Here is a 24,988-nt window from a genome sequence, read left to right as displayed (position 1 = left end):
TCCGCCACGCCTAGATCGGCGGCCGGTCTTTCCTTATCGTTAGCGACACACGATCACCGCTACGACAGGAGACAGCATGAGCACCGGCACTGGAAAAATCGATATCAGCGCGCAGCAGGCCGAACTGCGCCGCACGATTTCGCATCCCTCGAACAATTCCATTTATCGCCCGAAGCAGGCAGGGCTGAAGTTTCCCGAGCTGCCCGACTTTTCGTCGTTCGCGCAGGAACGCCAGCACCGCAAGGAACGCCTCGTCGCCGCATGCCGCGCTTTTGCGCTGCATAAGCTCGACTATGGTTTCGCCGGCCACCTCACCGTGCGCGATCCTGAGTTTCCGGAGTTGTACTGGACCAATCCGATGGCCGTGCATTTCTCCCAGGTGAAACTTTCCAACCTGATTCTCGCTGACCATACGGGCAAGGTCGTGGAAGGCAAGTACGCACTCAACCGCGCCGGCTTCGTGCTGCACGCAGCGGTGCATGAAGCCAATCCCGACATTGTTGCGATGTGCCATGCGCACACGGTCTACGGCACTGCGTTCGCGGCGCTCGGACGGCCGCTCGACCCCATTACGCAGGACGCGGCGGCCTTCTATGAGGACCATGTCGTGATAAAGGACGAGGCCGGCGCGGTCGCGGTGGAGGAGGAGGCCGGGCTGTCGGTTGCCGACTATTTCAAGAACGTCAAGGCAGCCATTCACCAGAATCACGGCTTGCTGACAGTCAGCCGCCACAGCATCGAAGCCGCCGCGTTCTGGTTCATCGCGCTGGAGCGCTGCTGTCAGCAGCAGTTACTGGTGGAGGCGACCGGCATCAAGCCCGTCATGGTGCCGGAGCACAGTTCGCGCTACAGCCGTGAACACGTCGGCAGCGAATACATCGGCTGGCTGCATTTCCAGCCGATTTATGACCAGCTCGCGCAGACCAGCCCGGACATGTTCGACTGAACGGCCAACATAGGCCGTCACATACACAACAGACCGCACCGGCGCGACCAGAGCGCGCCGGTGCGGTTCAAGGAGACAACGATGTTGAAGTCCACTTACGGCGATGTCGTCTCGCCGGCTCACAGCGAAGACCGGACCTATGCGAAGGTGACATGGCGGCTGATTCCTTTCCTCTTTCTCTGCTACGTCTTCGCTTACCTCGATCGGGTCAACGTAGGCTTTGCCAAGCTGCAGATGCTGACTGACCTGAAATTCAGCGAAACGATCTACGGCTTAGGCGCGGGGATTTTCTTTATCGGCTATTTCATCTTCGAAGTGCCGAGCAACATCGCGCTGCATCGTTTTGGCGCGCGGAAATGGATCGCCCGCATCATGCTCAGCTGGGGTGTGCTTTCCGGCGCGATGATTTTCGTGAAGACGCCCACCGCCTTTTACGCGTTGCGCTTTTTGCTCGGCGTCGCCGAAGCCGGGTTCTTTCCAGGCATCATCCTCTACCTGACCTATTGGTATCCATCTTCGCGCCGCGGGAAGATTACCGCGATGTTCATGACGGGAATCCCAATTGCCGGCGTCATTGGCGGTCCGCTGTCGGGCTGGATTCTGAACAGCTTCAGCGGCGTGCACGGCATGGCGGGCTGGCGCTGGCTGTTCCTGCTCGAGGCGTTGCCTTCCATCTTCGGCGGCATTGCCGTGCTGCTGTATCTCGACGACAGGATCAGCGCCGCGAAATGGCTGACCGATGAAGAAAAGTCGCTGCTCGAGACGGGGCTAACGAAGGAGGCGGGGCACATCGAGGTGCATAGTGCGAGCGGTGCATTCACCAACAAACGCGTCTGGGTGCTGTGCCTGTGCTACTTCGGCATCATCATGGGCCTTTACGGCATCAGCTTCTGGCTTCCCACGCTCATCAAGGCATCCGGCGTAAGCGACGCTTTCAATGTCGGCCTGCTGACGATGATCCCCTACGGCGCCGCGGCCATCGCAATGGTGCTGCTGGGACGCAGTTCGGACCGGAGCAAGGAGCGTCGCTGGCATGTGGCGCTGCCGGCCGTGATCGGCGCGGCCGGCCTCGTGGCGAGCACGCTGGTACCGCACAACGTCACGTCGGCTGTCGTGTCCCTCACGTTCGCCACGATTGGCATTCTGGGAGCACTGTGCCAGTTCTGGTCGATTCCGCCCGCATTCCTCGGAGGCGTGGCAGCGGCCGCGGGTATTGCACTGATCAATTCGGTCGGCAACCTCGCGGGCTTCGTCAGTCCCTATCTGGTCGGCTGGATCAAGGACATGACGCATAGCACCGACATGGGCCTGTATTGCGTGGCGGTCTCGTTGGTCGTGGCGGCAGTCGTTGTGCTGACGATGCCCAAGGGCGTGGTCAACCGCTAAGGTTGTGCGGCAGCCGCTCGACCTGAAAAGCGCCCATTTCCGGGCGCCTGCTGCCGCAGCAACCGAGGAGCCGCGCTGGCACGAGCATGGCGTTGTGCGAATGCGTCCGCAGTCAGACGACGAACGGCTCGTCCACCTGAACCCTGCATTTGCCAAAGCGGCGATCAAATGCCGTAGATGTTCTCGCAGAATGCAACACTGGCGCCCAGCTTCCGGGACAGATCAGCGGCCGCATCCAGTTGCGGCCGATCCAGCTCGCCCGACGTGTGCGCCGCGCTAAGCCGCGACGCGGGACCGGAAAGCGTCAGCGCCGCCATGAACTTGTCGCCGGCGCCGAAGATCGGTACAGCGAACGCTGCTGTGTGCACATCGCGCGCACCCGCGGTGAAGACGGGCAGTGCTGGCGGCTTGTCGTAGATCGGTTCGCCGAGTCCCCAGAAACGTATCACCTGGCTGATGGCCGTGTCGTCGAGCGGCAGCGTCGTTCCGGCGAGCCGCGTTTCACGCAGACCTTCGGACGGCTCGACCCGAAACAGGCACAGCCGCTGCCCATTGTGGTGAACGTAGTACGATGCGCTTTCTTTCGTCACCGTGGCGAGCGCATGCAGCGCCGGTTCCACGACCGTCGAAAGATGGAACGACTGCTCGTACAGCTTGCCCAGGTACAGCACGCGATGTCCGAGCGAATAGTTGCCGGATTGAGCGCGCACGACATAGCCCATTCGCTCCAGCGAGTTCATCAGTCGATAGACCGTCGTCTTGTGCATGCCCGACGCTTGCGCGAGCATCGCGAGCGACTGTGACTCGGCTCCCGGCTTGAAGCAGTCCAACAGCGAAAGCGCTTTCTCGACTGCGACGACACCTTCGTTTCCCATTCCCGCCTCCCGTCATTCATCCCCGCTGATTGTACACAGTAAAACGACGGTTTATACCGTAAAAGGGTAAACGCCAGTGGATCGGCGTGCCTGCTCTGGCTATAGTGATTTCACTCCGTACACTACTGTTGTACACAGTAAAACTCACGAACTGAGGTTGAATCCATGAGCACTATGTCCGCAGGCACTTCTCCCATTAATCGCAATATCGAGCGCGTGTCGCCGGAACTGGTCGAGGCAGCGGCGCGATATCAGGCCGCCATCCTCGCCGACGTCGCCGGCCGTCGCGGCACGCTGCATGGCCGGGTCAAGCCGCTGTCGCCGACCATGAAAGTCGCGGGCCCGGCCGTCACGGTCGAAGTGCGTCCCGGCGACAACCTCGCCATCCACGCCGCGCTGTCCATCGCGAAGCCGGGCGACGTGATCGTCGTTGATGGAAAGGGCGATCTCTCGTGCGCGCTGATCGGCGAGATCATGGCGACGCAGGCAAAGGCGAGCGGTATCGCGGGCATCGTCATCGACGGCGCCGTGCGCGACGCCCACGAACTCGCCAGAGGCGACTACCCGGTCTTCGCGGCCGGCCTGAATCCCTGCGGCCCGACCAAAAGTGTCGCGGGCCTCGTCAATGCGCCGATCTCGGCGGGCGACACGGCCATCAACCCGGGCGACCTCATCGTCGGAGACGCGGACGGCGTAGTTGTGATTCCGCGTAACGACGTCGCACGCATCATCGAACTCGCGCAGAAAAAGCTCGACATGGAAACAGCGCGCATCGCGGCGATTCATAAGGGCGACGTGCGTCCGGGCTGGATCGAGAAGGAACTGCGTGCTGTGGGCATGCTGGCCGAAGGCGAGGCGCTGTGATGCAAACGGCTTCGCATAAACCCGTCGTCCTCGTGACGGCCGCCGATCTCGCGCCGCAAGCGCTCGACATGCTGACCCAGTTCGACGTCGTGTTCGCGGGCAAGCAGCCCACCGAAGACGACATCGTCGCGCTGTGCGCCGAGCACAAGCCTGTTGCGATCATCGTCCGATACGGCAAGGTGAACGCCCGCATCATGGATGCCGCCGAAAACCTGCAGGTGATTTCGAAGCATGGCAGCGGCATCGACGTGATCGATCAGGCAGCGGCGGCGGCGCGCGGCATCGCGGTGCGCGCCGCCGTTGGCGCCAACGCGGCCGCCGTCGCGGAGCATGCATGGGCGCTGATTCTCGCGTGCGCGAAGTCCGTGCCGCATCTGGATGCGCGCATGCGCCAAGGCCACTGGGACAAATCCACGCACAAGTCCGTCGAACTGGACGGGCGGACCCTCGGCCTCGTCGGACTGGGCGCGATCGGCCGACGCGTCGCAGCGATCGGCGCGGCGTTCGGCATGAACGTGCTCGCGTTCGATCCGTACGCGAAAGAAGCGCCCGCAGGCGTGAAGCTGGTGTCGCTCGACGAGTTGTACGCGGCTTCCGACGTCGTCTCGCTGCATTGCCCGCTGACAGCGGAAAACCGCCAGATGCTCAACCGCGACACGCTCGCGCGGTTCAAGCGCGGCGCGATCCTCGTCAACACCGCGCGCGGCGGACTGATCGACGAAGCGGCGCTCGCCGAGGCGCTCGCCAGCGGCCAGTTGCGCTTTGCCGGTCTCGACAGCTTCGACGTCGAACCGATGACGTACCCGCATCCGTTCCAGCAGATCCCGAACGCAATCCTGTCGCCGCATATCGGCGGCGTGAGCGATGCCGCGTACGTGAACATGGGTAAGGGCGCCGCCGCCAATGTTCTCGCCGTCGTCGAAGAACACGCCCGCAACGCAGCCTGAAGTCCGCAAGAGAAGACCCAACATGTTCTATCTCATCTCGCCCGAAATACGCACTGCGGAAGTCTTCACGCGTATGCCGGACAAATTCCGCAAAGGCGACGTCCAGACCGATTGGGCGCGTGCCAATCGCGGCGGCCTCGCCACGGACTCGTTTCTCGAAGGCCCCGTGTGGGACCCGGCGGGCTATCTGTTCGTCACGGACATTCCGCACGGCCGGGTTTTCCGGATTTCGCCGTCGGGCGAGTGGGAACTCGTCGTGCAATACGACGGCGAGCCGAACGGAATGAAGCGCTTCGACGATGCGCATCTGCTCATCACCGACTATCGCAACGGCCTGATGCTGCTCGACATCGCGCGCGGCGAAGTGCGCCCGTTTCTCGAGCGGCGCAATTCCGAGCGCTTCAGGGGCGTGAACGATCTCACGTTCGATTCGAACGGGAACCTGTACTTCACCGATCAGGGGCAAACGGGACTGCACGATCCGACGGGCCGCGTGTACCGGCTGTCGGCGGACGGCAGGCTCGACTTGCTGCTCGGCAATTGCCCGAGCCCCAACGGACTCGTGCTGTCGCCCGACGAAAAGATTCTCTTTGTCGGGATGACGCGCGGCAATTGCGTGTGGCGAGTGCCGCTTCAGGCAGATGGTTCCGTCAGCAAGGTCGGGCAGTTCTTCACGTCGTATGGCCCGAGCGGTCCGGACGGACTGACCATCGACACGCAAGGGCGACTCTTCGTCGCGAATCCGGGGCTTGGTCGCGCGTGGGTGCTGAACCATCGCGCGGAGCCCGTCGAAATTCTGACCAGTCCGGAAGGCGCTTCGCTCACGAATCTGTGTTTCGGCGGCGCGGACATGAAGACGCTGTTCATGACCGAGTCCGTTTCGGGAACGGTTCTCAAAGCTGAAATGACGATTGCCGGACCGCTTCCGAAACGGGCCGGGCGAACCGTCTGATCGCGCAGCGGGCGCGAGCGCCCGCCATACATCAATACATCTGCGCCGACAGAAGCGCGATGGAGGAGCAAGCATGACCATGTCGCACACCCTGCGCGCCGACGGTGCCACGCGCCAGACAGAAACGCCGCCCATTGCCGGCATGGCGAGCGAGGACTACGCGGCCAGCGAGCGCACGCTCGCCAAGGCGTTCCGGCGAATCCTGCCGTTCATCTTCATCTGCTACGTCATCAGCTATCTCGACCGCACCAATGTCGGGTTCGCCGCGCTGACAATGAACAAGGACCTCGGTCTGACCTCCGAGCAGTTCGGCTTCGGCGCAGGACTGTTCTTCATCGGCTATTTCCTGTTCGAGATTCCGAGCAACCTGATCATGCAGAAGGTCGGTGCGCGCGTGTGGATCGCGCGCATCATGATCACGTGGGGTCTCTTTTCGATGGCGACGGCGTTCGTCGTCGGACCGAAGAGTTTTGCCGCCGCGCGCTTCCTGCTCGGTCTCGCCGAAGCGGGCTTCACGCCCGGCATCTACCTGTATTTCACGCACTGGTTTCCGGGCAAGTGGCGCGCGAAAGTGACGGCCGCGTTTCTGGTCGGCATCCCCGTCGCGAACATGATCGGCTCTCCCGTTTCGGGCGCGCTGCTCGAACTCGGCGGCCTGCATGGATTGCGTAGCTGGCAGTGGTTGCTGCTGATCGAAGGCGGACCGGCCGTGTTGCTCGGCATCGCCTGTCTGTTCGTGCTGGCCGACCGCCCCGAAAAAGCGAAGTGGCTCACCGACGAAGAGAAGTCGTCGCTTGCGAAGCGTCTCGCGCTCGAGCAGGGCGACATCGGCGCACGTCACGGCAGCACGCTGCGCGACGCGATGACCAACTGGCGCGTGTTCGTGCTCGCGTTCATCAACTTCTGCGGCATTGTCGGGTCGCTCGGCGTCGGCCTGTGGATGCCGCAAATCATCAAGCAATTCGGCGTCGCGCACACGGTCGTGGGCTGGCTCACGGCGATTCCGTATGCAATCGGCGCAGTCGTGATGCTCTGGTGGGCGCGCGTCGCGAATCGCTCGCAGAACCGCATTCCGTATGTGGCCGGCGCGCTGGTCGTGGCGGCCGCCGCGCTGTGCGCGAGCACCTTCCTCGACGCGCCTGTGCTGAAGCTCATCGCACTCTGTTTCACGGTGAGCGGCATCCTCGCTTTCCAGGCGACCTACTGGGCCATTCCGTCCAGCTTTCTGACGGGGCGGGCCGCGGCCGGCGGCCTCGCGCTCATCGTTTCGGTGGGCAACCTTGGCGGCTTCGTCGGTCCGTCGATGATCGGCGCGCTCAAGCAACTCTCGGGCGGATTCACCGTGCCGCTGCTCGCCGTCTCGGGTGTGCTGCTGCTCGGTGCGCTGACCATCGCCTGGCTCGGTGACCCGGGCGCCGACGCAGGCGAAGCGCCGTCGGCTCACAAGGTCTGATCCACGCATTCAAAACCAATCCATAAAACTCTGTTTGGAGACTCCATGCTGTTCAAAAAAGCCAGCCACAACGTCAACACGAACGTCCGTTTCATGCTCGGCGCAGTCGCCGCCGCAGGCGTCAGTCTTACCTGCGGCGCTGCGCATGCGCAAAGCAGCGTCACGCTGTACGGGATCGCGGATGTTGGCGTCGAACACATCAACAATACGAGCGCTGGCGGCGCACAGACGCGCGAAGTGTCGGGCAACCTGTCCGGCTCGCGCTGGGGATTGAAGGGTGCCGAAGACCTGGGCGGCGGCATGAAGGCTATTTTCCAGTTGGAAAGCGGTTTCAACATCAATGACGGCACGACCGCTCAATCGACCAGAGGTCTGGGCGCCAACGCTGCGACGACCACCCGGCTATTCGGCCGGCAGGCGTGGGTCGGTCTTTCGTACAAAGGTCAGCAACTGACTTTCGGCCGGCAGAACTCGCTGCTCTACGAACAGGCCGTTGCGTTCGATCCGATGGGTGCATCGTCGCGCTACTCGGTGCTGTCGCTCGACTACGCGATGGCCGGACGCATCGACAACTCGGCGAAGTACACCGGCGTGTTCGGGCCGCTGACGGCGCAGGCGATGTACAGCACGCGCTACGACACCGGCTATGGCGCCGAAGTGCCGGGCGCGCAAATCACGGGGCGCTTCTTCAGCGGCGCGGTGACCTATGCGCAAGGTCCGTTCGCGGCGAGCGTGTCGTACGAGCAGCGCAACAGCAACACGGTCGCGACCAACACGGGCACCGAGCGTCGCGCGACGGCAGCCGCTTCGTATGTGATCGGACCCGTGAAGGGCTTCGCGGGCTACCGCTATCTGCGTGCATCTAATGCGTTCCTGCCGGTGAACCCGATCGTCGTTGCAAACGGCTCGCAAGCCAGCGCTGCAAACCTCTACTGGGCGGGTGCGCAGTACAACGTGACGCCCGCGTTCATTATCACGGCCACCGGCTACTACCAGGACGTGCATTCGACGGGTGCCGACCCGTGGCTCGCGGTGCTCTGCGCGGACTATTTCCTGTCGAAGCGCACTGACCTTTACGCAACCGCGGGCTTCGCTCACAACAAGGACAAGTCCACGCTTGGTGTCAATGGCTACGGTACGGTCGCGCCCGGATATAACCAGACGGGCATCACGATTGGCATGCGCCAGAAGTTCTGACGAGAAAGCGTAATGCAGATAGTCCATGCGCCCCATCTTCCGGTTCGAGAGGAGTGGCTTGCCTTGCGAAAGGAGCCTGTTCTCGAGCCTGAATTGCCGATTGTCGATGCGCACCATCATCTGTGGGACCGCCAGACCGGGCGGTATCTCGCGGACGAGTTCCGCAACGACGTGGCGAGCGGGCATCGGGTCGTGTCGACGGTCTACGTGCAATGCCGCTCGATGTTGCGCGAGGACGGTCCCGAGGCGATGAAGCCCGTTGGCGAAGTGGAGTTCGCCAACGGAATCGCCGCGATGTCCGCGAGCGGCGCGTATGGACGGACGCGCTGCTGCGAGGCGATCGTCGGCGGTGTGGATTTGACGTTGGGCGCGGAACTCGATGCGGTGCTCGAAGCGATGTTGCAGGTATCCGGCGGACGCCTGCGCGGCATCCGCAATCCGCTCGCGTGGCATGCGAGCCCTGAAGTGAGTTCGAGCCCCGTGACGCCGCCGCGCGATCTGATGGCAAATCCGGCTTACCGGCAGGGTGTGAGGGCGCTCGGCCGCTTTGATCTGTCGCTCGATGCATGGGTCTATCACACGCAACTCGACGATCTGTATGAACTCGCGCGTGCCGCGGATCGCGTGACGGTCGTTATCGATCATTTTGGCGGTCCGCTGGGAGTGGGTCCGCACGCCGGTCAACGTGCGGCGGTTCGCGCCGAATGGCAGCAAAAACTCGCGCGCCTCGCGAGTTTGCCCAACACGCGCATCAAGCTCGGCGGCGCGGGCATGAACGTATTCGGCTTCGATTTCGCCGCGCGCGAAGTGCCGCCTTCGTCCGAGGAACTGGCCTTTGCGTGGCGGCCGTATTTCGACACGTGCGTCGAACTGTTCGGCGTGAATCGCTGCATGTTCGAAAGCAACTTTCCCGTCGATAAAGGGATGTTCAGTTACGGCGTGCTGTGGAACGCCTTCAAACGACTCGCGTCCGCGATGTCCGCCAATGAAAAAGCCGCCCTGTTCAGCCGGACTGCGGCGGCAACCTATCGCCTCGCGATTGCCGGAGACAACACATGAAAACGAGTGCAACGGTTGCGACAACCGAATTCAAGGACGGTGCGGAAGCCCGAGGATTGAGGAACATCACGGGCATCGAGTGGCGCTCGCTAACACTTGCGGGACTCGGCTGGACGTTCGAAAGCTACGACTCGTTTTTGCTTTCGCTTCTGCTGCCGACGCTCGCTCTTCAGTTCGGTCTCAGCAAGGCGCAGCTCGGCCTATTCACGAGCATCACGGCGGCAGGGCAGATCGTCGGCGGGATTCTGTTCGGTTATGTATCGGACCGGTTGGGGCGTGTGCGTACCGCGTTGCTCTGCGTCGGCATCTATTCGCTGTTCTCGGGTCTGCTTGCATTCGCGCCGAACGAGCACTGGTTCGCGACGTTGCGCTTCTTCGGCGCGTTGGGCATGGGCGGCACGTGGACGGCGGGCGCCGCGCTGATTGCCGAGACATGGCACGCGAGCCGGCGCGGCAAGGGCGGCGCGCTGATGCAGATGGGATTGCCCATCGGCGCGATCCTCGCCATCACGATTTCGGGCATCGTTAGCGGCGTGAACGACGGACTCGGTGGAAATAGCTGGCGTCTGCTTTTTCTGATCGGTGCGTTGCCGTTCTTTATCCTCTTCTGGGTTGCGCGAAAAACGCCTGAATCGCCGATCTGGCTGGAACGCAAGCAGGCGAAGACATCGGTTAAGAACGTGCACGCGACGAGCAGCGACACGCTCAATGTGCGCGGACTGCTGACGGCATTCGGCTTCATCTTCTTTCTGCAGTACCTGTACTGGGGTGTCTTCACGTGGACACCGACGTTCCTCGTCACGGTGAAGCATCTCGACTTCGTGCATAGCCTGAAATTCGTGCTTGCGCTGCAGTTCGGCGCGATCAGCGGTTTCCTGCTGTTCTCGGCTTTCGTCGACCGGCTTGGCCGACGTCCGATGTTCCTTGCCTATCTGCTGGTCGGGGCGGGGGCCGTGGGCGTGTACATCGTGTCGTCGAATGCGCTGCTGCTGATGGTCGCGATCTTCCTGACGGGCTTCAGTGTGAACGGCATTTTCGCGGGAGCGGGTCCGTTCCTCGCGGAGATCATCGGCAATACGGCGTCGCGCGGATTCCTGATGGGCCTCGCGTATAACGGCGGCCGTCTGGGCGGCTTCATCGCGCCGTTGATTATCGGCGCGCTTGCATCGACTTCCGGCGGATTCGTGCTCGGACTCGCAACGACCATCGTCGCATTCGTCGCCGCCGCCGTCGTCGTGTTCTTCGCACCCGAAACGCGCGGCAAGGCGTTGTCATGACGATGGCCGCGCAAACCGGTTTCGTCAGCAGACTGTTTCCGGCGCTTGCCGAGGCGTCGCTGCGACGCTATCTGAGCGGACAGGTCGCGTCCGTGCTCGGAAGCTGGACGCAGAACGTCACGCTAAATCTGCTCGTGTATCACCTGTCGGGGTCGGCGGCGATTCTCGCGCTGCTCAATTTTCTGCTGTACGGACCGCAACTGATCGTCGCCCCGATCGCCGGCTCGCGCATCAGTTCGGCCAATGCGAAGCGCGCGACGCTGTGCGTGCTCACGGCGTCGCTGGTGCTGACGGCCAGTCTCTTCACGCTGTCGCTGCTCGGCGTGCTCGGCGTGAAGCTGATACTCGCGCATGCGCTCGCCATCGGCGTATCGAGCGCTGTTGAGACGCCCGCGCGTCAGGTTTTGCTGCTGACGAGTCTCGAAGATCCGACGCATACGTCGAACGCCGTGGCGATGAACACGATGGTCTACAACGTCGGCCGGATGGTCGGCCCGACGATTGCGGGTTTCGTCTATCCGACGCTCGGACCGAGAACATCGTTTGTGATTTATGCGGTGGCGCTCTGCTTCATGGCGACATGCGTGCGTTCGATCAGAACGGCCTCGGCGGCTCGGCCCGCGCGCGCGGACAGCAGCCTGCGCGACGCAGTCGGCTACGTGATGTCCGATGCGTTCTCCGCCCGCTATCTGCCGATACTCGCGTGCATCGGTTTGTTCGCCGGCAGTTACCAGACACTCGTGCCGCTGCTCGCGGACCAGGGGTTCCACGACGCGGCGCGCTTTACAGGCGTGTTCTTCGCGTGCGCCGGCGCGGGTTCGCTGAGCGCGGCAATTCTGCTTTCTTCGGCGATCGGCACGTCGGCGTCGCGAAGATTCATTGCGTGGGCGCCGTGGACGGCCGTCGGCGCGCTCGCGTTGCTCGCCGCGACATCGGAGGCGGCAGCCACGGTGCCGGCGTTTTTCGCACTCGGTTTCAGCCTCACGTTCGCGGCCACGTCGACGAACGCGACCATCCAGCGGCAATGCCCGGAACACGTGCGCGGCGGACTCGTCGGCATGTATGGGATGGCCTACAACGGCACGATGCCATTCGGCTATCTGCTCGTCGGGACCGCGTCCGAAGCGCTGGGCGTACGACACACATTTGCATCCATGGCGGTGGTGCTCGCCAGCGGTGTCATCGCCGTCATTGCATGGCAACGATTCACGAATCAGCGCGCAGGCGCACAATAAACGGAGACGACGATGCAAACTGGATTCATGGACAAGTCCGCGATCGAGCGCCGGACGATACGAAAGGTCGTCTGGCGACTCATTCCTTTTCTGATGGTGTGCTATCTGCTTGCCTTTATCGACCGGGGCAACGTGGGCATGGCGTCGCTACAGATGAATCATGACCTTGGCATGTCGGCGAAGGTGTTCGGCTTCGGCAGCAGCCTGTTCTTCATTTCCTACTTCTTTTGCGAAGTGCCGAGCAACCTCGCGCTGCAAAAGTACGGCGCGCGTATCTGGATCGCGCGAATCATGATTACGTGGGGCATCGTGTCGGCGGCGACCGCGCTCGTGCATAGCGCGACGTCGTTCTATGTTCTGCGCTTCCTGCTCGGCGCCGCCGAAGCGGGTTTCTTTCCCGGCGTGCTGCTGTATCTCTCGTACTGGATTCCGGCGTCGTATCGCGCTCGGATCGTCGCGACGTTCATGGTCGCAATTCCCGCCGCGAGCTTCATCGGCTCGCCGATTTCGGCGCTGCTCCTGCAGATGGACGGCTTCTGGGGGCTGCGCGGCTGGCACTGGCTGTTCATTCTCGAAGGCGTCCCGACCGTGCTGCTAGGCGTTGCGTGTCTGTTCATGCTGACCAACAAGCCGGAGAACGCGAAATGGCTCGACGACGACGAGCGCACATGGCTCGTCAATGCGCTCGTCAGCGAGCAAAAGGCTCCGAAGAAGGTGCCGTCGCTTCCGCTCACGCAACTGTTCCGCAATCGCTATGTGTTGTGTCTCGCACTCGTCGACACATGCGCGTCGGCGGCGGGGAGCACGCTCTCTGTGTGGCAGCCGCAACTGCTCAAGTCGTTTGGTTTGTCTGTCATGCAGACAGGCTTGCTGAACTCCGTGCCGTACGCGGTCGCTTCCGTCCTGATGGTGTACTGGGGCCGCCGCTCGGACCGGGTCGGCGAGCGTCGCTGGCACACTGTAGTACCGATGCTGCTGATTGGTGTGGGTCTGTTCGCGACGTCGCTGAGCGGCTCACTTGTACCGACGGTCTGCATGCTGTGCGCGGTACTCGTTGGCGCCTATTCGTTCAAGGGCCCGTTCTGGGCGCTCGCCACGGACATGCTGTCCAATAGTGCCGTGGCAGCAGGCCTCGCGACGGTGAACGCGATTGCAAATCTGCTTGGCGGCGGACTGATGGTGAACGTATATGGATGGGTGAAGGAGGCGACTGGAAGTTATGCGCTGGCGTTGATGCCGCTCGCCATCCTCACGCTCGTCAGCGTCGCGACTTTGTTGCTGTTGACCCGCAATAATTCGGCAAACCGTCTGGTTAGCAAGACGGGGACCGTCTGAGCATGACTGTTCCCACGAGACGCGAATTCCTCCAGTTCGCCGGCGCTGCACTGATTTCGGCAGCGCTGCCGAAGCTGGCCACCGCTGAAGAAACGTGGTCGAGCGGCACGGAGCGGCCGGCGTTCAGCTTGCCCGAAGGCGCCATCGACTGTCACATGCATATTTACGACGATCGTTTCCCGGTCGCGCCGGGCACGACGCTGCGTCCGCCGAATGCCACGGTCGCGCAGTACCGGCTGCTGCAGACGCGCCTGGGTGTGAAGCGCAATGTGGTCGTCACGCCGTCGACGTATGGAACGGATAACCGCTGTACGCTGGAGGCCATCCGGCAGTTCGGCGGCAACGCGCGCGGCGTTGCCGTCATCGACAGTTCCGTGACCGATGCGGAACTGCAGGACCTGGATCGAGGCGGCATTCGCGCGATTCGCTTCAACCTGAGCTATCCGGGCGCAACGACGCTCGACATGCTTGCGCCGCTTGCCACGCGCATAGCCAATCTCGGCTGGCATATCGAACTGGTGGTGCAGGGCGCGCGGCTGCCGGAACTCGAGCGGCATTTGTCGGCACTGCCTTGCCCGCTCGTCATCGACCATATCGCGCATGTTCCGGAACCCGGCGGCCTGTCGTCGGACGCTTTGCGCACCGCGCGGCGCCTCGTCGAGAAAGGCAATACGTGGATCACGTTGTCGGGGCCGTACGTCGACAGCAAGGCGGGCGCGCCAGCATACGGAGACGTTGAGCCTGTCGCGAAAGTGCTGATCGAGATGGCGCCGGAGCGGATGCTGTGGGGTACCGACTGGCCTCATCCGACGGAGAAGACGCATAAGCCGGATGATGCGAGCTTGCTGGACACGATCGCGAACTGGATAGGGCGGCCGGATTGGCAGCATCTGATCTTCGTCGCTAACCCTACGAAGTTGTATGGATTCGCGTAGCGCGCCTCGACCTCGGCACGGATGCGACGCAAAGCGGTGCGAGGCAGAGCGCGAGTCAGTTCGCCGTGAGTCTGGCGCCGGGCGGACCCCACGACGCGACCGACGGCCACCGAGGTCGCCCGATCTTCCAACCGGGACCGGACCGTAACATCAATCGCAAAGCAACGGCGGCATGGAGTCAGAAGGATAGGCCGCCGCACACACTTGCATCACTTCTGCGCGAAACCAGCGATGGGCCGGGTCCTGATCGAGGCGCGGATGCCAGATCGCCGAGACGCTGAAGGCGGGCGTGCGCACTGGAAGCTCAAAGCTGTCGAGGCCGTTTGCTAAGGCATGATCGGGCGTGAACGGGTTGGCCAGACACGAATGCGGGACGACGGCGAGCAGGTCCGACTGGCGAGCAATTTGCATCGCACTGGTATAGGTCGGCACCTCCATCAGCACTGTTCGCTGTACATCCAGTCGTGCCAAAGCCGCATCGACCGCAATGGTGCGTGAGGTGTGCACATGGCCGTATGCACTCCAGCGCTCGAGGCTGATTCCGGTTCCGTCCAGGAGCGGATGGCCACGCCGGCAGACGCCCACGTAGCGATCCCTGAAGAGCAGGCGCGTAATCATCTCGGGAGCCGTGGTCCTCACCGTGCCGATTTCCAGATCGATCGCGCCTTCCCGCAGCGGCTGCGCAGCCCAGTCCGGCTTGGGCGTGAATCGAAGCTGCACACCGGGCGCTGCCCGGTGAATCCTGTCCATCAAGGCCGCGCCGAGCAGGTCGATGAAACCCTCGCCCGCACGCACGACGAAGCTTCGATCCAAGGTAGTGGAGTCGAACCGGCGGCCGGCGGGACTGAGTGCCGCCTCCGCTTCGCGAGCCAGTGAAGAGACGCGCTCACGAAGCTCTTCGGCATACGGAGTAAGGATCAGCGCTCGACCGGCCTGCACCAGCAGCCGGTCTCCAGTGAGGGTGCGCAGCCTGGTCAGCGTGCGGCTCATTGCCGACACGCTGAGGTTCAGCTGCCGGGCGGCTCCTGTAACGCTGCGTTCGCTCAGCAGTGCGTCCAGGGCGGGAAGAAGGTTCAGGTCGACACGTGGCATCTGTCGAGGATAGTGCAAATCTGGCCAGGCAGGGCGTGCGGTGCAATCGTCGATTGCAGGCGAGGCGTCTGGTGCAAAGCAGACGCCTCGATCAGAATTCCTGAGACGAACCGACGAACCGACGAAGAAGGAAAGCCCTATGCCCGAAGCTGCTCAACCTGCTCATGTTCCTTCCATCCTGCTGATCGGCGCCTCTCGTGGCCTCGGTTACGCAATGGCCGCGGAGTTTCTCAAACGAGGCTGGCACGTCATGGGTACGGTACGTGGCGGGCGTACGTTGTTGCATGACCTAGCCGATGCGCATCCGGGACAGGTCGAGATCGAAACGCTGGACATCACCCGGCCAGAGCAGATCCGGGCGCTGCGCGAGCGCCTCGCGGGCCGCACGTTCGACGCGCTGTTCGTAAACGCCGGCACGACCAATCCGGATCCGACGCAAACAATCGGCGAGGTGTCGACCGAGGATTTCGTGAACCTGATGATCACGAATGCGCTCAGTCCCATGCGCGTTGTCGACAGCTTGTGCGACCTCGTCGATGCGGCGGGTTTGATCGGCGTGATGTCGTCGGGGCAGGGCAGCATTGCCGACAATGAGTCGGGCCAGCGCGAGGTCTATCGCGGCAGCAAATCGGCGCTGAACCAGTTCATGCGCAGCTTTGCAGCACGTCGCGCGGAACCGCCGCGTGCGATGGTGCTGATGGCGCCGGGCTGGGTACGCACAGACCTCGGCGGGCCGGAGGGGCGGTTGTCGGTCGAAGAGAGCGTTCCCGGCGTCGTGGATGTACTGCTGGCCAAACGTGGCCGCCCCGGCCTGGAATTTCTCGATTACCGCGGCCGTACCGTTCGGTGGTGAGGCGGGGGCGGCCGCTCGTTACGAAGACCGAGCGGCACCCTCCGCTGGGAGCCGGACGCAACTGTCGGAGCACGCTATTTTTTGCCGTCCACTATTGCGACCACTTCGTCGCGCGTGTACTCCTTGTTCGCAAGTGCGCCGCTCGGCGTTTTCGCAAGGACCGCATCGAGCTCGTCGGGCTTCACTTCCAGCACCGGCATGCGAATGTCGTGCGGCACCTTCTTGCCCGCGAGAACTTGCTGCGTGACCCAGAACGCGAACGACGACGCGCCTGGCGGTATCGTCACCGACATCGTTTCATAGCCGCTCTTGCGCTGCTCCGCCCACCACGCTAGCTCTTCCTGACGGTTACCGAGGATGATGACCGGCGTAGGCCGCCCAGCCGCCTTGATTGCCTGCGCGGCACCGTAGCCGTCGCCGCCTTGCGTGACGACGCCATCGATCTTCGGCAGTGTCGGCAGGATGCCCGCGACCTGTTTTTGCGCAACGGTTTGCGTCCAGTCGCCATGCACCGAGCCGACGATCTTCATGCCCGGATACTTTTTCATTTCGTCGACGATGCCCTGATGAATCTCGTCGTCGACAGAGACACCTGCAAGCCCGCGAATCTCCAGCAGGTTACCCTTGCCGTTCAGGCGCTTCGCCAGATAGTCGACCTGCATCCGGCCCATGCCCTGAAAGTCTACCGCGATGCGATACGCGCACGGCTCGGTGGCGATGCCATCGAACGACACGACGGTCACACCTGCGCCGCACGCCTGCTTGATGACGCCGTTGAGCGCGGTCGGCGATACGGCGTCGACGGCAATCGCCTTGAAGCCTTGCAGGATGAGGTTTTGTATCTGCTGGACCTGCTCGGTCGCCTGGCTTTCCGCGGTCGTGAAGCTGGGCGCAGCCGCGACGACCTTCTGTTTGACTGCGGCGTCCGCGACGTTGGCCCAGCTCTTGAGCATCTGCTGACGCCAGCTATTGCCGGCGTAATTGTTCGACAGCGCTATCTTCACTGATGATGTATCGCCGGTCGCGACCTGCGCCGACGCGGATGCAGCCGCCAATGCCATGCATGCCGCCGTCACTACCTTGATGAAAGTCTGCACGTACCGTCTCCTTTGTTATCGATCAGCGCGCCGCGCCCCGCACGCCTACATGCAGCGCATATACGGATGAAGTCGCGGTTATGAAAAGCCGATTGCGCCGCGGCCCGCCAAAGGTCAGGTTCGCAACGACTTCGGGAATCAGGATTTTGCCGAGCAGCGTACCGTCCGGTGCATAGCAATGCACGCCGTCTTCGGCGCTCGTCCATACGTTGCCGTGCTCATCGACACGCATGCCGTCGGGCACGCCGCTTTGCATCTCCACGAACACGCGGCCATTGCGCAATGCGCCGTTGCTCGCGACATCGAATACGCGTATGTGACGTGGCGCATTGTCGTCGTGCGATGCGGCCGAGTCGGCGATATAAAGCTTCGATTCATCCGGCGAAAACGCGAGACCGTTCGGTTTCACGAAGTCGTCGGAAACGAGGCGCACCTGCGTATCGCCGGGCGACACGCGATACACGTTGCATCGCCCAATCTCGCTGTCAGAGCGATATCCTTCGTAGTCGCTAATGATTCCATAGTCGGGGTCGGTGAACCAGATCGCGCCTTCGGAATCGACGATCACATCGTTTGGCGAGTTCAGCCGCTTGCCTTCGAAATGCGAGGCGATGACGGTGATGCTGCCGTCATGCTCGGTGCGCGTGACACGCCGCTCACCGTGCTCGCAACTGACGAGCCTGCCTTCGCGATCGCGCGTATTGCCGTTGCTGTAGTTCGACGGCCCGCGGTACACGCCGACGCCCATTCCCGGCGCCCAGCGCAGCATGCGGTTGTTCGGAATGTCGCTCCAGATGAGCAGATCGGTCGCCGGAAAATACACGGGGCCTTCGGCCCACAGACATTCGCCGGTTAGCTTGTCCATCGACGCGTTCGGCTGAAGCAGCAGCCTGAAGCGTGGATCATGCACTTCGTATTCGTTGTTTTTCATGTCTCCTTTTCCTTTTTTGCTGTTTGGACTCAGCGCACGCCCTTGCCGCCCGCCGCCACCGTCACGGCGATGATGAGCGCGCCATATACGATGGAGCGCACGCCCGCGTCCGCGCCAACCGCGTTGAGCACGGCGTTGGTGAGAAAGAGGAACATCGATGCGCCCCAGACGCCTGCGATCGTCGCTTTCCCGCCGGCCACGAGGGTGCCGCCGATCACGACGACCGCAATCGAAATCAGCATGTATTCGACGCCCATGTCGAGCGATGCGCCGCCGGACGTCGCCGATATGAGCAACGCAGTCAGCGATGCGATCATCGACGACATCACATACGCGAGGCATCGCGTGCGGTGCACGTCCACGCCCGCAAGCCAGGCGGCGCGCGCATTCTGGCCGATGGCCGACAGCCTGCGTCCATAGACCGCGCGATGCAGCAGCACGGCGAGCGCGATCGACAACGCGAGCGCGAGCAGCGCAATGTACGGCACGCTCAGGAAGCGGCCAGTCGCGAATGCGCCGAGCGCCGGCGGTGGCGGCGGAAGCTGTCTGCCTTGCGTGATCGCGATCGACTGAATAATGAAACTCGAAGACAGCGTCGCGATGATCGGCGGAATGCGCAGCATGCGAATGAGCGCGTAATTCGCGAGGCCAATCGCGACGCCCACGCCGAGCGCCGCCGCGATACCCGCGACGATCTGACCGTTCGCGCCGCCCATCGTATGCATGCCGACCACGCCGGCAAGCGCGATTGTCGAGGGCACCGACAGGTCGATATTGCCCACGCCCGATGTGATGACGAGCATTTGCCCCAGACCCACCAGCACCATGAATACGCCGTACGTGAGCGCCGTTTGCGCGACATTGCTCGCGATACCGAAGCCGAAGATCGCGACGATGGCGAGCCATACCAGCACCGCACCGATAAAGGACCAGACCCACGGCGCCTGAATCGCCTTGATGCGCGACCATGCGCTCGTATTGTTTTCAGCGAGGGTGTTCATCGGCGCTCTCCGCGTTGCAGCAGCACGCGTAGTGACAGGACCACGATCAGAATCGCGCCCTGCATGCCGACCTGCCAGTCGGAGGAGATGTTCAGGAACGCAAGGAACGATGCGGCGAGCGTCAGCGTGATCGCGCCGAGCACCGCGCCGATCACCGACACGCGACCGCCCATGAATTCGCCGCCGCCGAGTATCACGGCGGCAATCGAGAGCAGGGTGTAGCGCAACGCGAGGTTTGCATCGGCGGATGTGGTGAGGCCGAGCAGCGATAAGCCCGACAGCACGCCGAACACACCCGCGACGCCATAGAGCGTCGCCTTGCTGCGCACGAGCGACCAGCCGAAGCGGCGCATCGCGCGCGGATTCCCGCCCGCACCGCGCACGCGCACGCCCGCCGACGAGCGCATCAGGAGCAGATGCCCGATGATCGCAATCAGCACCGACCACACGATGGGCGCCGCGATGAACGGCGTCTGATAGTTCATCGCCGCGCCGAGCCACGTCGGGCTCGTGCCGCCCGGTGAAGGGAGCAGCACGATAGCGAGGCCGCTCCACACGAAAGACAACCCGAGCGTCACGACGATCGACGGAATCTGGCGCAGCTCGACCAACGCGCCGACGGCCGCATAAGTGAGCACGCAGCCGACGAGCGCGAGGGCGCCGAGCCACGGTGTCTTCACGAGCAGCGTCGCGCCGATGCATGCGACGAGACTCACGAACGGCCCGATCGACAGGTCGAGATCGTTGACGGTGATGATCGCGAGTTGCGCGAGCGTCGCGAGGACGATCGGCACCGCAAGATTCAGCAGCAGGCTCGAACCGAAGTAGCTCATTACCGCGGGCTGCATGACAAGGATAGGTATCAGCACCGCGACGAGCGATATGGCGGGAAGCATCGCGCGCAACCGCGCTTGCGTGATGGCGAGTGTCATGCGGCCTGCTCCTCGAAGCTGGCCGCGAGCAGTGCTTCTTCCGTGCATTCGTCGGCATGAAGCATGCGCGTGACGGCGGCCGAGCGGAACACGTAAGTGCGGTCGCAGTGCGACAATTCCTCGTTTTCCGTGGTGTACCAGACGAACGTGCGGCCCTTTGCGGCTTCGTCGTGAACCAGCTGATAGATGTCGCGCTTGGTGCCGACATCGACGCCGCGCGTGGGATCGTCCATCAGAATCAGCTCCGCGTCCGATGCAAGCGCGCGCGCAAAGAGTACCTTTTGCTGATTGCCGCCCGAGAGCGACAGAATACCCGCGTTCATCGCCGCCCCGCGTATGCCGATCTTCGCGCGCCATTCCTCGACGATGGCCCGCGCCGCCGCGAAATCGACGAGGCCGCGCTTGCGCGGCGCACCGCCCGCGAGCCAGCGCAAGTCGAGATTCTGAGCGATGGACCAGATCGGGAAGACGCCGTCGCGCCCGCGGTCGCCTGCTACGAAAGCCACCTTCGCGCGGCTCGCTCCGCGCTTCGTCGCGGCTTCGTAGATCGCAATAAGCGCCTCGGTTTGCCCCTGGCCCGCCAGTCCCGCAAAGCCGATCACTTCGCCGCGCGACGCTTCAATCGACGTATGGCGCTTTGCGCCGATGTTCCATATGAAGTGCCGCTCCCGCTCGCGATCCGCCTGGACGCGAGTTACGACAGACGCCTTGTCGGCTTCGAGATGCTGCCCCATCGCCTGGATGATGGACTCGCGGCTCGACTGTTCACGCGAAAGCACGCTGACGATGCTGCCGTCGCGCATGACCACCACGCGGTCGGCCACGCGCTCGATCTCGCCAAGCATATGCGTGATGAGCAGGCAGGTGACGCCGCTTGCCGCCGCCTCGCGCACGAACGCGAGCAACTGTTCTGCGGTATGCGCATCGAGCGATGACGTCGGCTCGTCGAGAATGACAAGACGCACGGGCGTGTCGGTGACGGTAAAGCCGCGCGCGATCTCGACCATCTGCTGTTGCGTCAGCGTGAGGTCGGAGACAAGTTCATTGCCCTTCAGCCCGTTGCCCGGGAAGATCTCGTCGAGCTTCTCGCGCATCAGCTTCGTGGCCGTGCGGCGCCATCCGCGCCCACGCAGTTGCGGATGCACGATGCACATGTTCTCGGCGACCGTGAGGTTTGCGCAGAGCGACAACTCCTGAAACACGCAGCGTACGCCGGCATCGCGTGCGGCGTTGGCGTCGTAATGCGGCGCGTCTTTGCCTTCGACTTCGATGCGCCCTTGCGTCGGCGCATGGACGCCCGCCAGCACGGCCGTGAGCGTCGATTTTCCCGCGCCGTTATGTCCGGCAATGCCGACGCATTCGCCCTGCATGAAGGTGAAGTCTATGTCGTTGAGCGCGCGCACGCGCCCGAAGTTCTTACTAATGCCTTCGAAGCGAATCAGCGCCTCACGTCGGACAATCGCGTCTCCTGTTCCGCCCATTCACATGCTCCATGCGTGGCGATACTTCGATTCAAAAGATTTATTTCTTCTTGTCCAGAAGCGCGACCGTCTGAGGCAGCGTATAGGTGACGTCGCTGATGCCGCCCGGCGGCGTCGCCGCCAGCTTCGCCGGCAACTCCTGCTGCGAAATTTCGAGCAGCGGCACGTTGATGGTCACGTCCTTCGGGATTTTCTTTCCTGCGAGAACCTGCTGCGCGACCCAGAACGCGAATGTGACCGCGCCCGGCGGATTGGACAGCGACCGCGACTGATAGCCGCTCTTCGTCTGCTCGTTCCACCAGTTGAGTTCGGGATACGTGCTGCCAATGATCATCGGCGGCGTGGTGCGATTGGCGGCTTTGAAAGCCTGCGCGATGCCGAACGACATCTCGCCTTCGGTCGCGACACCATCGACTTGCGGCAGCGTCGGCAAGATGCCCGCGACGGCTTTTTGCGCGACCGACTGCGTCCAGTCGCCGTTCACCGATCCCACGAGCTTCATGCCGGGATGCTTTTTCATCGCATCGAGCACACCTTCATGCATCAGGTTGTCGACGGAAATGCCCGCCACGCCCCGCACTTCGAGAATGTTCCCCTTGCCGTTCAGCCGTTGCGCGAGATAGTCCACACCCTGCTCAGCCCAGCCCTTGAAATCGAAGTTCACTCGATACGCACACGGCTCGTCGACGATACCGTCGAAGGACACGACGACCACGCCCGCTGCGCACGCCTTCTTGATGGTGCCGTTGAGCGCGGTTGGCGACACGGCGTCGATGACGATCGCGTTATAGCCTTGCAGGATCAGGTTCTGCACCTGCTGCGCCTGCTCCGTCACCTGGTTTTCGGCAGTGGTAAATGCTGGAGCCGCGCCGATTTTCTTGTCCGCGACAGCCTGTTGCGAGACCGTGTTCCAGCTCTTCAACATCGACTGCCGCCAGGAGTTGCCCGCAAAGCTATTCGACAGCGCGATCTTCTTTTGCGACGTATCGCCGGTGGCCACTTGCGCGTGCGCTGCGCCCGCGAACATGCATGACGCTGCGGCGAGCGTGATCGTCGCCTGCTTGGCTGAGCGGAACATGGTGTCTCCTTGTTGTTTTGCTGACTGCTCGGACTGCTCGGATCGGCTCCGTCGATTCAATGCGCGCGGAAGCGCCTTCAGGGCGGCGCTGATTGAAAGCTGGACGAAAAGCGGGAGGGGGCGGGTACGTGCGTGACGCGAGCGGACCGCATGCGGGCAAGGCGGCAAGCGCCGGTGCTGAAGCACTGAAATGACATGGTCATGAGCACGCCTTTTTTGAGCGCATCCGCGAAATCGCCGATGCTATGCTTTCAAACGGTTGCTTCCAGGGACTGCCTTCAATTTCATTGCGGTCAGGCCATACGAGTGGTCAGGCCACCGGACCGCCGAGGCAGTATAGCGACTGTCTTTGAGTGATGCAATTCGATCGACGAAACGGGTAAAGGAGCGCGAATGAACCTGCCAATGGACCTGCCCACTCTCAAACCCGAGCGTCTGTATCAGCGAATCTCGAGCCTGATCATCGGGCTCATCGAAGACGGTACTTACGAGCCGGGACAGGCGCTGCCTGCCGAACGCGATCTGGCCCGGCAACTCGGCGTGGGGCGTTCTTCCGTGCGCGAGGCATTGATTGCGCTCGAAATCGCGGGGCGAGTGGAGATACGCACGGGGACCGGCGTTTTCGTGCGCCAGTTGGACAAGTCACGCGAACAGGCGCCGGTGCAAGACGCAGCGTTCAGCGTTGCCGATCTGCTTTCCGCACGCGCGATGATAGAAGGCGAGATCGCGGCGCTTGCGGCAAAGAACGGCACCGGCAAGCAGCGGCGCTTGCTTACGCGCATCATCGGCAACCTGGAGGCGCAGTCGGTGAACGACGCCGCGTTTCTCGAAGAAGACAGGCGCTTCCATCTGCTCATCAGCGAGATGACGGGCAACCCGCTACTGACCGAGGTGATGACAATGCTATGGAACAAGCGCTATAGCCCCGTGTTCACGCACCTCGAAGCTTTTTACGCTGACAAGCAGATTACGCTGGCGATGAACGCGGATCACCGCAGGATTGGCGAGGCCATTCTCAATCGCGATGCACGCGCCGCGAAGACCGCGATGCGGGCGCACTTGCGCAACGTGCATCGCCGTCTCTTCGCGGCGTAGCGAACGGCGTGGGTTAGCGCTGTACTCGTCGCAATCGATACAACCCGAAGCGTTGCCGGTGCGGTGGCAATCGTTCGGCTCACCGAAGTCTGCTGTCGAACAGTCTGCCTCCGGCACGGTCGCGTCGCACAACGAGCAGGACTCCAAGGCCGGAAATCCCCATTCCGATAGCCATGGGCCATGACAGTGGCTCGCGAAACATCGCCCATGCCCAGATCAGCGTGATCGGAGGACTCAGAAAGAGTACGCTCGTGACGCGAGCAGACGACGAGCGCCGTAGACACGTCCAGTAAAGCCCCCATCCGCCAAGCGTCGCCAGAATGGCAGTCCAGGCGACGCTGGCAGCAAACCCCACGGTTGCGATCGGCATGACGTTGCCATGCGATGCCTGCAGCCATAGAAAGACAGGGCAGGAGACAACGCTTTGCAGCCAAAGCATGCCCAGCGGACTCAAACTTCCCGCGCGAGCCGTTGATCGTTGCTGCCAAACCGTAGCCGCCGCGAGTGAAACCATACCTGCAACCGGCAGTGCGTATGCCCATGCCGGCGCTTTTCCGAGCGCGACCGCGTCGCGACAGACAATCAACATTCCTGCAAGGCCAAGCGCCAGTCCGGCCCACACACTCTTCGGGCTGTGCTCACGGAAGACGCAGGTCGAAATGATTACTACGGCCACTGGAAGCAGGTCTGCAATGAGGGCGGCGAGACCGGTCGGAACACCAAGCTCGATTCCTCTCGCGACGCCGGCGAGATACCCCGCTGTCGCGAATACCCCGATGATCGACTGCCGGATCAATACGGGCAAAGGCGCACTCCGAATCTCGCGAGCGACGAAGGGAAAAAGACAGAGCGAAAGTGTTATGAACCGCCACAGCAGCACGAGAAGTACTGGAGCGTAATCCGCAGAGAACCGCATTCCAACAAAGCCGGAACTCCACGTCAGGACCATCCCCGCCTCGAGTATAGG

Annotated in this window: 23 protein-coding genes; 14 read left to right on the top strand and 9 right to left on the bottom strand. The window is 62.8% G+C overall.

The genetic code is table 11. The features are described from left to right. The first annotated feature begins 76 nt into the window (after positions 1–76). Both H281_RS0130655 and H281_RS0130650 read left to right on the top strand, forming a co-directional pair. Entirely contained in the window at positions 77–946 is an 870-nt protein-coding gene (locus tag H281_RS0130655; RefSeq protein WP_020070949.1) for a class II aldolase/adducin family protein, read from the top strand. 81 nt (positions 947–1,027) lie between these two features. Beyond that, complete coding sequence (locus tag H281_RS0130650) at positions 1,028–2,332, top strand: MFS transporter (RefSeq protein WP_020070948.1); 1,305 nt, start codon at positions 1,028–1,030, stop codon at positions 2,330–2,332. Positions 2,333–2,496: 164 nt separating this feature from the next. Here the strand turns inward: H281_RS0130650 and H281_RS0130645 are convergent, their stop codons facing one another. Continuing rightward, positions 2,497–3,207 (bottom strand): IclR family transcriptional regulator, encoded by a 711-nt coding sequence (locus tag H281_RS0130645; RefSeq protein WP_020070947.1) that lies wholly within the window; start codon positions 3,205–3,207, stop codon positions 2,497–2,499. A gap of 165 nt (positions 3,208–3,372) precedes the next feature. Here H281_RS0130645 and H281_RS0130640 point away from each other — a divergent pair, with 165 nt between their 5' ends. The 10 genes from H281_RS0130640 (at position 3,373) to H281_RS0130595 (ending at position 14,461) form a co-directional block, all read left to right on the top strand. Then, positions 3,373–4,071 carry an RraA family protein gene (locus H281_RS0130640; protein WP_027805086.1) on the top strand — a complete coding sequence of 233 codons (699 nt, stop codon included), beginning with the start codon at positions 3,373–3,375 and terminating at the stop codon, positions 4,069–4,071. Next, positions 4,071–5,018: an NAD(P)-dependent oxidoreductase gene (locus tag H281_RS0130635; protein WP_020070945.1), complete on the top strand. Its 948-nt coding sequence runs from the start codon at positions 4,071–4,073 to the stop codon at positions 5,016–5,018. The genes H281_RS0130640 and H281_RS0130635 overlap by 1 nt, the downstream gene beginning before the upstream one ends. Positions 5,019–5,040: 22 nt before the next feature. After that, a complete protein-coding gene (locus H281_RS0130630; protein WP_020070944.1) occupies positions 5,041–5,970 on the top strand; it encodes an SMP-30/gluconolactonase/LRE family protein in 930 nt (309 codons plus the stop codon). A 73-nt stretch (positions 5,971–6,043) separates the two neighbouring features. After that, complete coding sequence (locus H281_RS0130625) at positions 6,044–7,423, top strand: MFS transporter (RefSeq protein WP_020070943.1); 1,380 nt, start codon at positions 6,044–6,046, stop codon at positions 7,421–7,423. Positions 7,424–7,468: 45 nt separating this feature from the next. Continuing rightward, positions 7,469–8,620, top strand: coding sequence for a porin (locus tag H281_RS0130620; RefSeq protein WP_020070942.1), 1,152 nt, complete (start codon positions 7,469–7,471; stop codon positions 8,618–8,620). 12 nt (positions 8,621–8,632) lie between these two features. After that, the gene (locus H281_RS0130615) at positions 8,633–9,679 is read left to right on the top strand and encodes an amidohydrolase family protein (RefSeq protein WP_027805085.1); all 1,047 of its coding nucleotides are present in this window, start codon (positions 8,633–8,635) and stop codon (positions 9,677–9,679) included. Further along, the gene (locus tag H281_RS0130610; RefSeq protein ID WP_020070940.1) at positions 9,676–10,956 is read left to right on the top strand and encodes an MFS transporter; all 1,281 of its coding nucleotides are present in this window, start codon (positions 9,676–9,678) and stop codon (positions 10,954–10,956) included. The genes H281_RS0130615 and H281_RS0130610 overlap by 4 nt, the downstream gene beginning before the upstream one ends. Beyond that, positions 10,953–12,191, top strand: coding sequence for an MFS transporter (locus H281_RS0130605; protein WP_020070939.1), 1,239 nt, complete (start codon positions 10,953–10,955; stop codon positions 12,189–12,191). The genes H281_RS0130610 and H281_RS0130605 overlap by 4 nt, the downstream gene beginning before the upstream one ends. 12 nt (positions 12,192–12,203) lie before the next feature. Next, positions 12,204–13,526, top strand: coding sequence for an MFS transporter (locus tag H281_RS0130600; protein WP_020070938.1), 1,323 nt, complete (start codon positions 12,204–12,206; stop codon positions 13,524–13,526). Positions 13,527–13,528: 2 nt separating this feature from the next. Continuing rightward, positions 13,529–14,461: an amidohydrolase family protein gene (locus H281_RS0130595; RefSeq protein ID WP_020070937.1), complete on the top strand. Its 933-nt coding sequence runs from the start codon at positions 13,529–13,531 to the stop codon at positions 14,459–14,461. A 150-nt stretch (positions 14,462–14,611) separates the two neighbouring features. Here H281_RS0130595 and H281_RS0130590 read toward each other — a convergent pair whose 3' ends face one another. After that, positions 14,612–15,553, bottom strand: coding sequence for a LysR family transcriptional regulator (locus H281_RS0130590; RefSeq protein WP_020070936.1), 942 nt, complete (start codon positions 15,551–15,553; stop codon positions 14,612–14,614). A gap of 139 nt (positions 15,554–15,692) precedes the next feature. On the opposite strand from H281_RS0130590, the gene H281_RS0130585 reads away from it, so the two are divergent. After that, entirely contained in the window at positions 15,693–16,406 is a 714-nt protein-coding gene (locus tag H281_RS0130585; RefSeq protein ID WP_020070935.1) for an SDR family NAD(P)-dependent oxidoreductase, read from the top strand. 74 nt (positions 16,407–16,480) lie between these two features. Here the strand turns inward: H281_RS0130585 and H281_RS0130580 are convergent, their stop codons facing one another. The 6 genes from H281_RS0130580 to H281_RS0130555 are packed head-to-tail and all read right to left on the bottom strand — an operon-like array spanning position 16,481 to position 22,926. Further along, the gene (locus tag H281_RS0130580) at positions 16,481–17,467 is read right to left on the bottom strand and encodes an ABC transporter substrate-binding protein (RefSeq protein ID WP_033379735.1); all 987 of its coding nucleotides are present in this window, start codon (positions 17,465–17,467) and stop codon (positions 16,481–16,483) included. Between the two features lie 58 nt (positions 17,468–17,525). Further along, entirely contained in the window at positions 17,526–18,434 is a 909-nt protein-coding gene (locus tag H281_RS0130575; protein ID WP_020070933.1) for an SMP-30/gluconolactonase/LRE family protein, read from the bottom strand. A gap of 29 nt (positions 18,435–18,463) precedes the next feature. Then, entirely contained in the window at positions 18,464–19,435 is a 972-nt protein-coding gene (locus H281_RS0130570) for an ABC transporter permease (protein ID WP_020070932.1), read from the bottom strand. Next, positions 19,432–20,367, bottom strand: coding sequence for an ABC transporter permease (locus H281_RS0130565; protein ID WP_020070931.1), 936 nt, complete (start codon positions 20,365–20,367; stop codon positions 19,432–19,434). The genes H281_RS0130570 and H281_RS0130565 overlap by 4 nt, the downstream gene beginning before the upstream one ends. Continuing rightward, positions 20,364–21,848: a sugar ABC transporter ATP-binding protein gene (locus H281_RS0130560; RefSeq protein ID WP_020070930.1), complete on the bottom strand. Its 1,485-nt coding sequence runs from the start codon at positions 21,846–21,848 to the stop codon at positions 20,364–20,366. The genes H281_RS0130565 and H281_RS0130560 overlap by 4 nt, the downstream gene beginning before the upstream one ends. A gap of 40 nt (positions 21,849–21,888) precedes the next feature. Continuing rightward, the gene (locus H281_RS0130555; protein ID WP_020070929.1) at positions 21,889–22,926 is read right to left on the bottom strand and encodes an ABC transporter substrate-binding protein; all 1,038 of its coding nucleotides are present in this window, start codon (positions 22,924–22,926) and stop codon (positions 21,889–21,891) included. Between the two features lie 393 nt (positions 22,927–23,319). Here H281_RS0130555 and H281_RS0130550 point away from each other — a divergent pair, with 393 nt between their 5' ends. Next, the gene (locus tag H281_RS0130550) at positions 23,320–24,021 is read left to right on the top strand and encodes a FadR/GntR family transcriptional regulator (protein ID WP_020070928.1); all 702 of its coding nucleotides are present in this window, start codon (positions 23,320–23,322) and stop codon (positions 24,019–24,021) included. Between the two features lie 79 nt (positions 24,022–24,100). On the opposite strand, the gene H281_RS0130545 is transcribed toward H281_RS0130550, so the two are convergent. Continuing rightward, positions 24,101–24,970, bottom strand: a complete 870-nt coding sequence (locus H281_RS0130545; RefSeq protein ID WP_277394747.1) for a DMT family transporter — start codon at positions 24,968–24,970, stop codon at positions 24,101–24,103. Positions 24,971–24,988: the final 18 nt, after the last annotated feature.

The sequence above is a fragment of the Paraburkholderia caledonica genome (genome assembly GCF_000383275.1).
Classification (GTDB): domain Bacteria; phylum Pseudomonadota; class Gammaproteobacteria; order Burkholderiales; family Burkholderiaceae; genus Paraburkholderia; species Paraburkholderia caledonica.
Note: the sequence above shows the minus strand (reverse complement) of the source record. Positions and strands in the feature narration are given on the sequence as shown.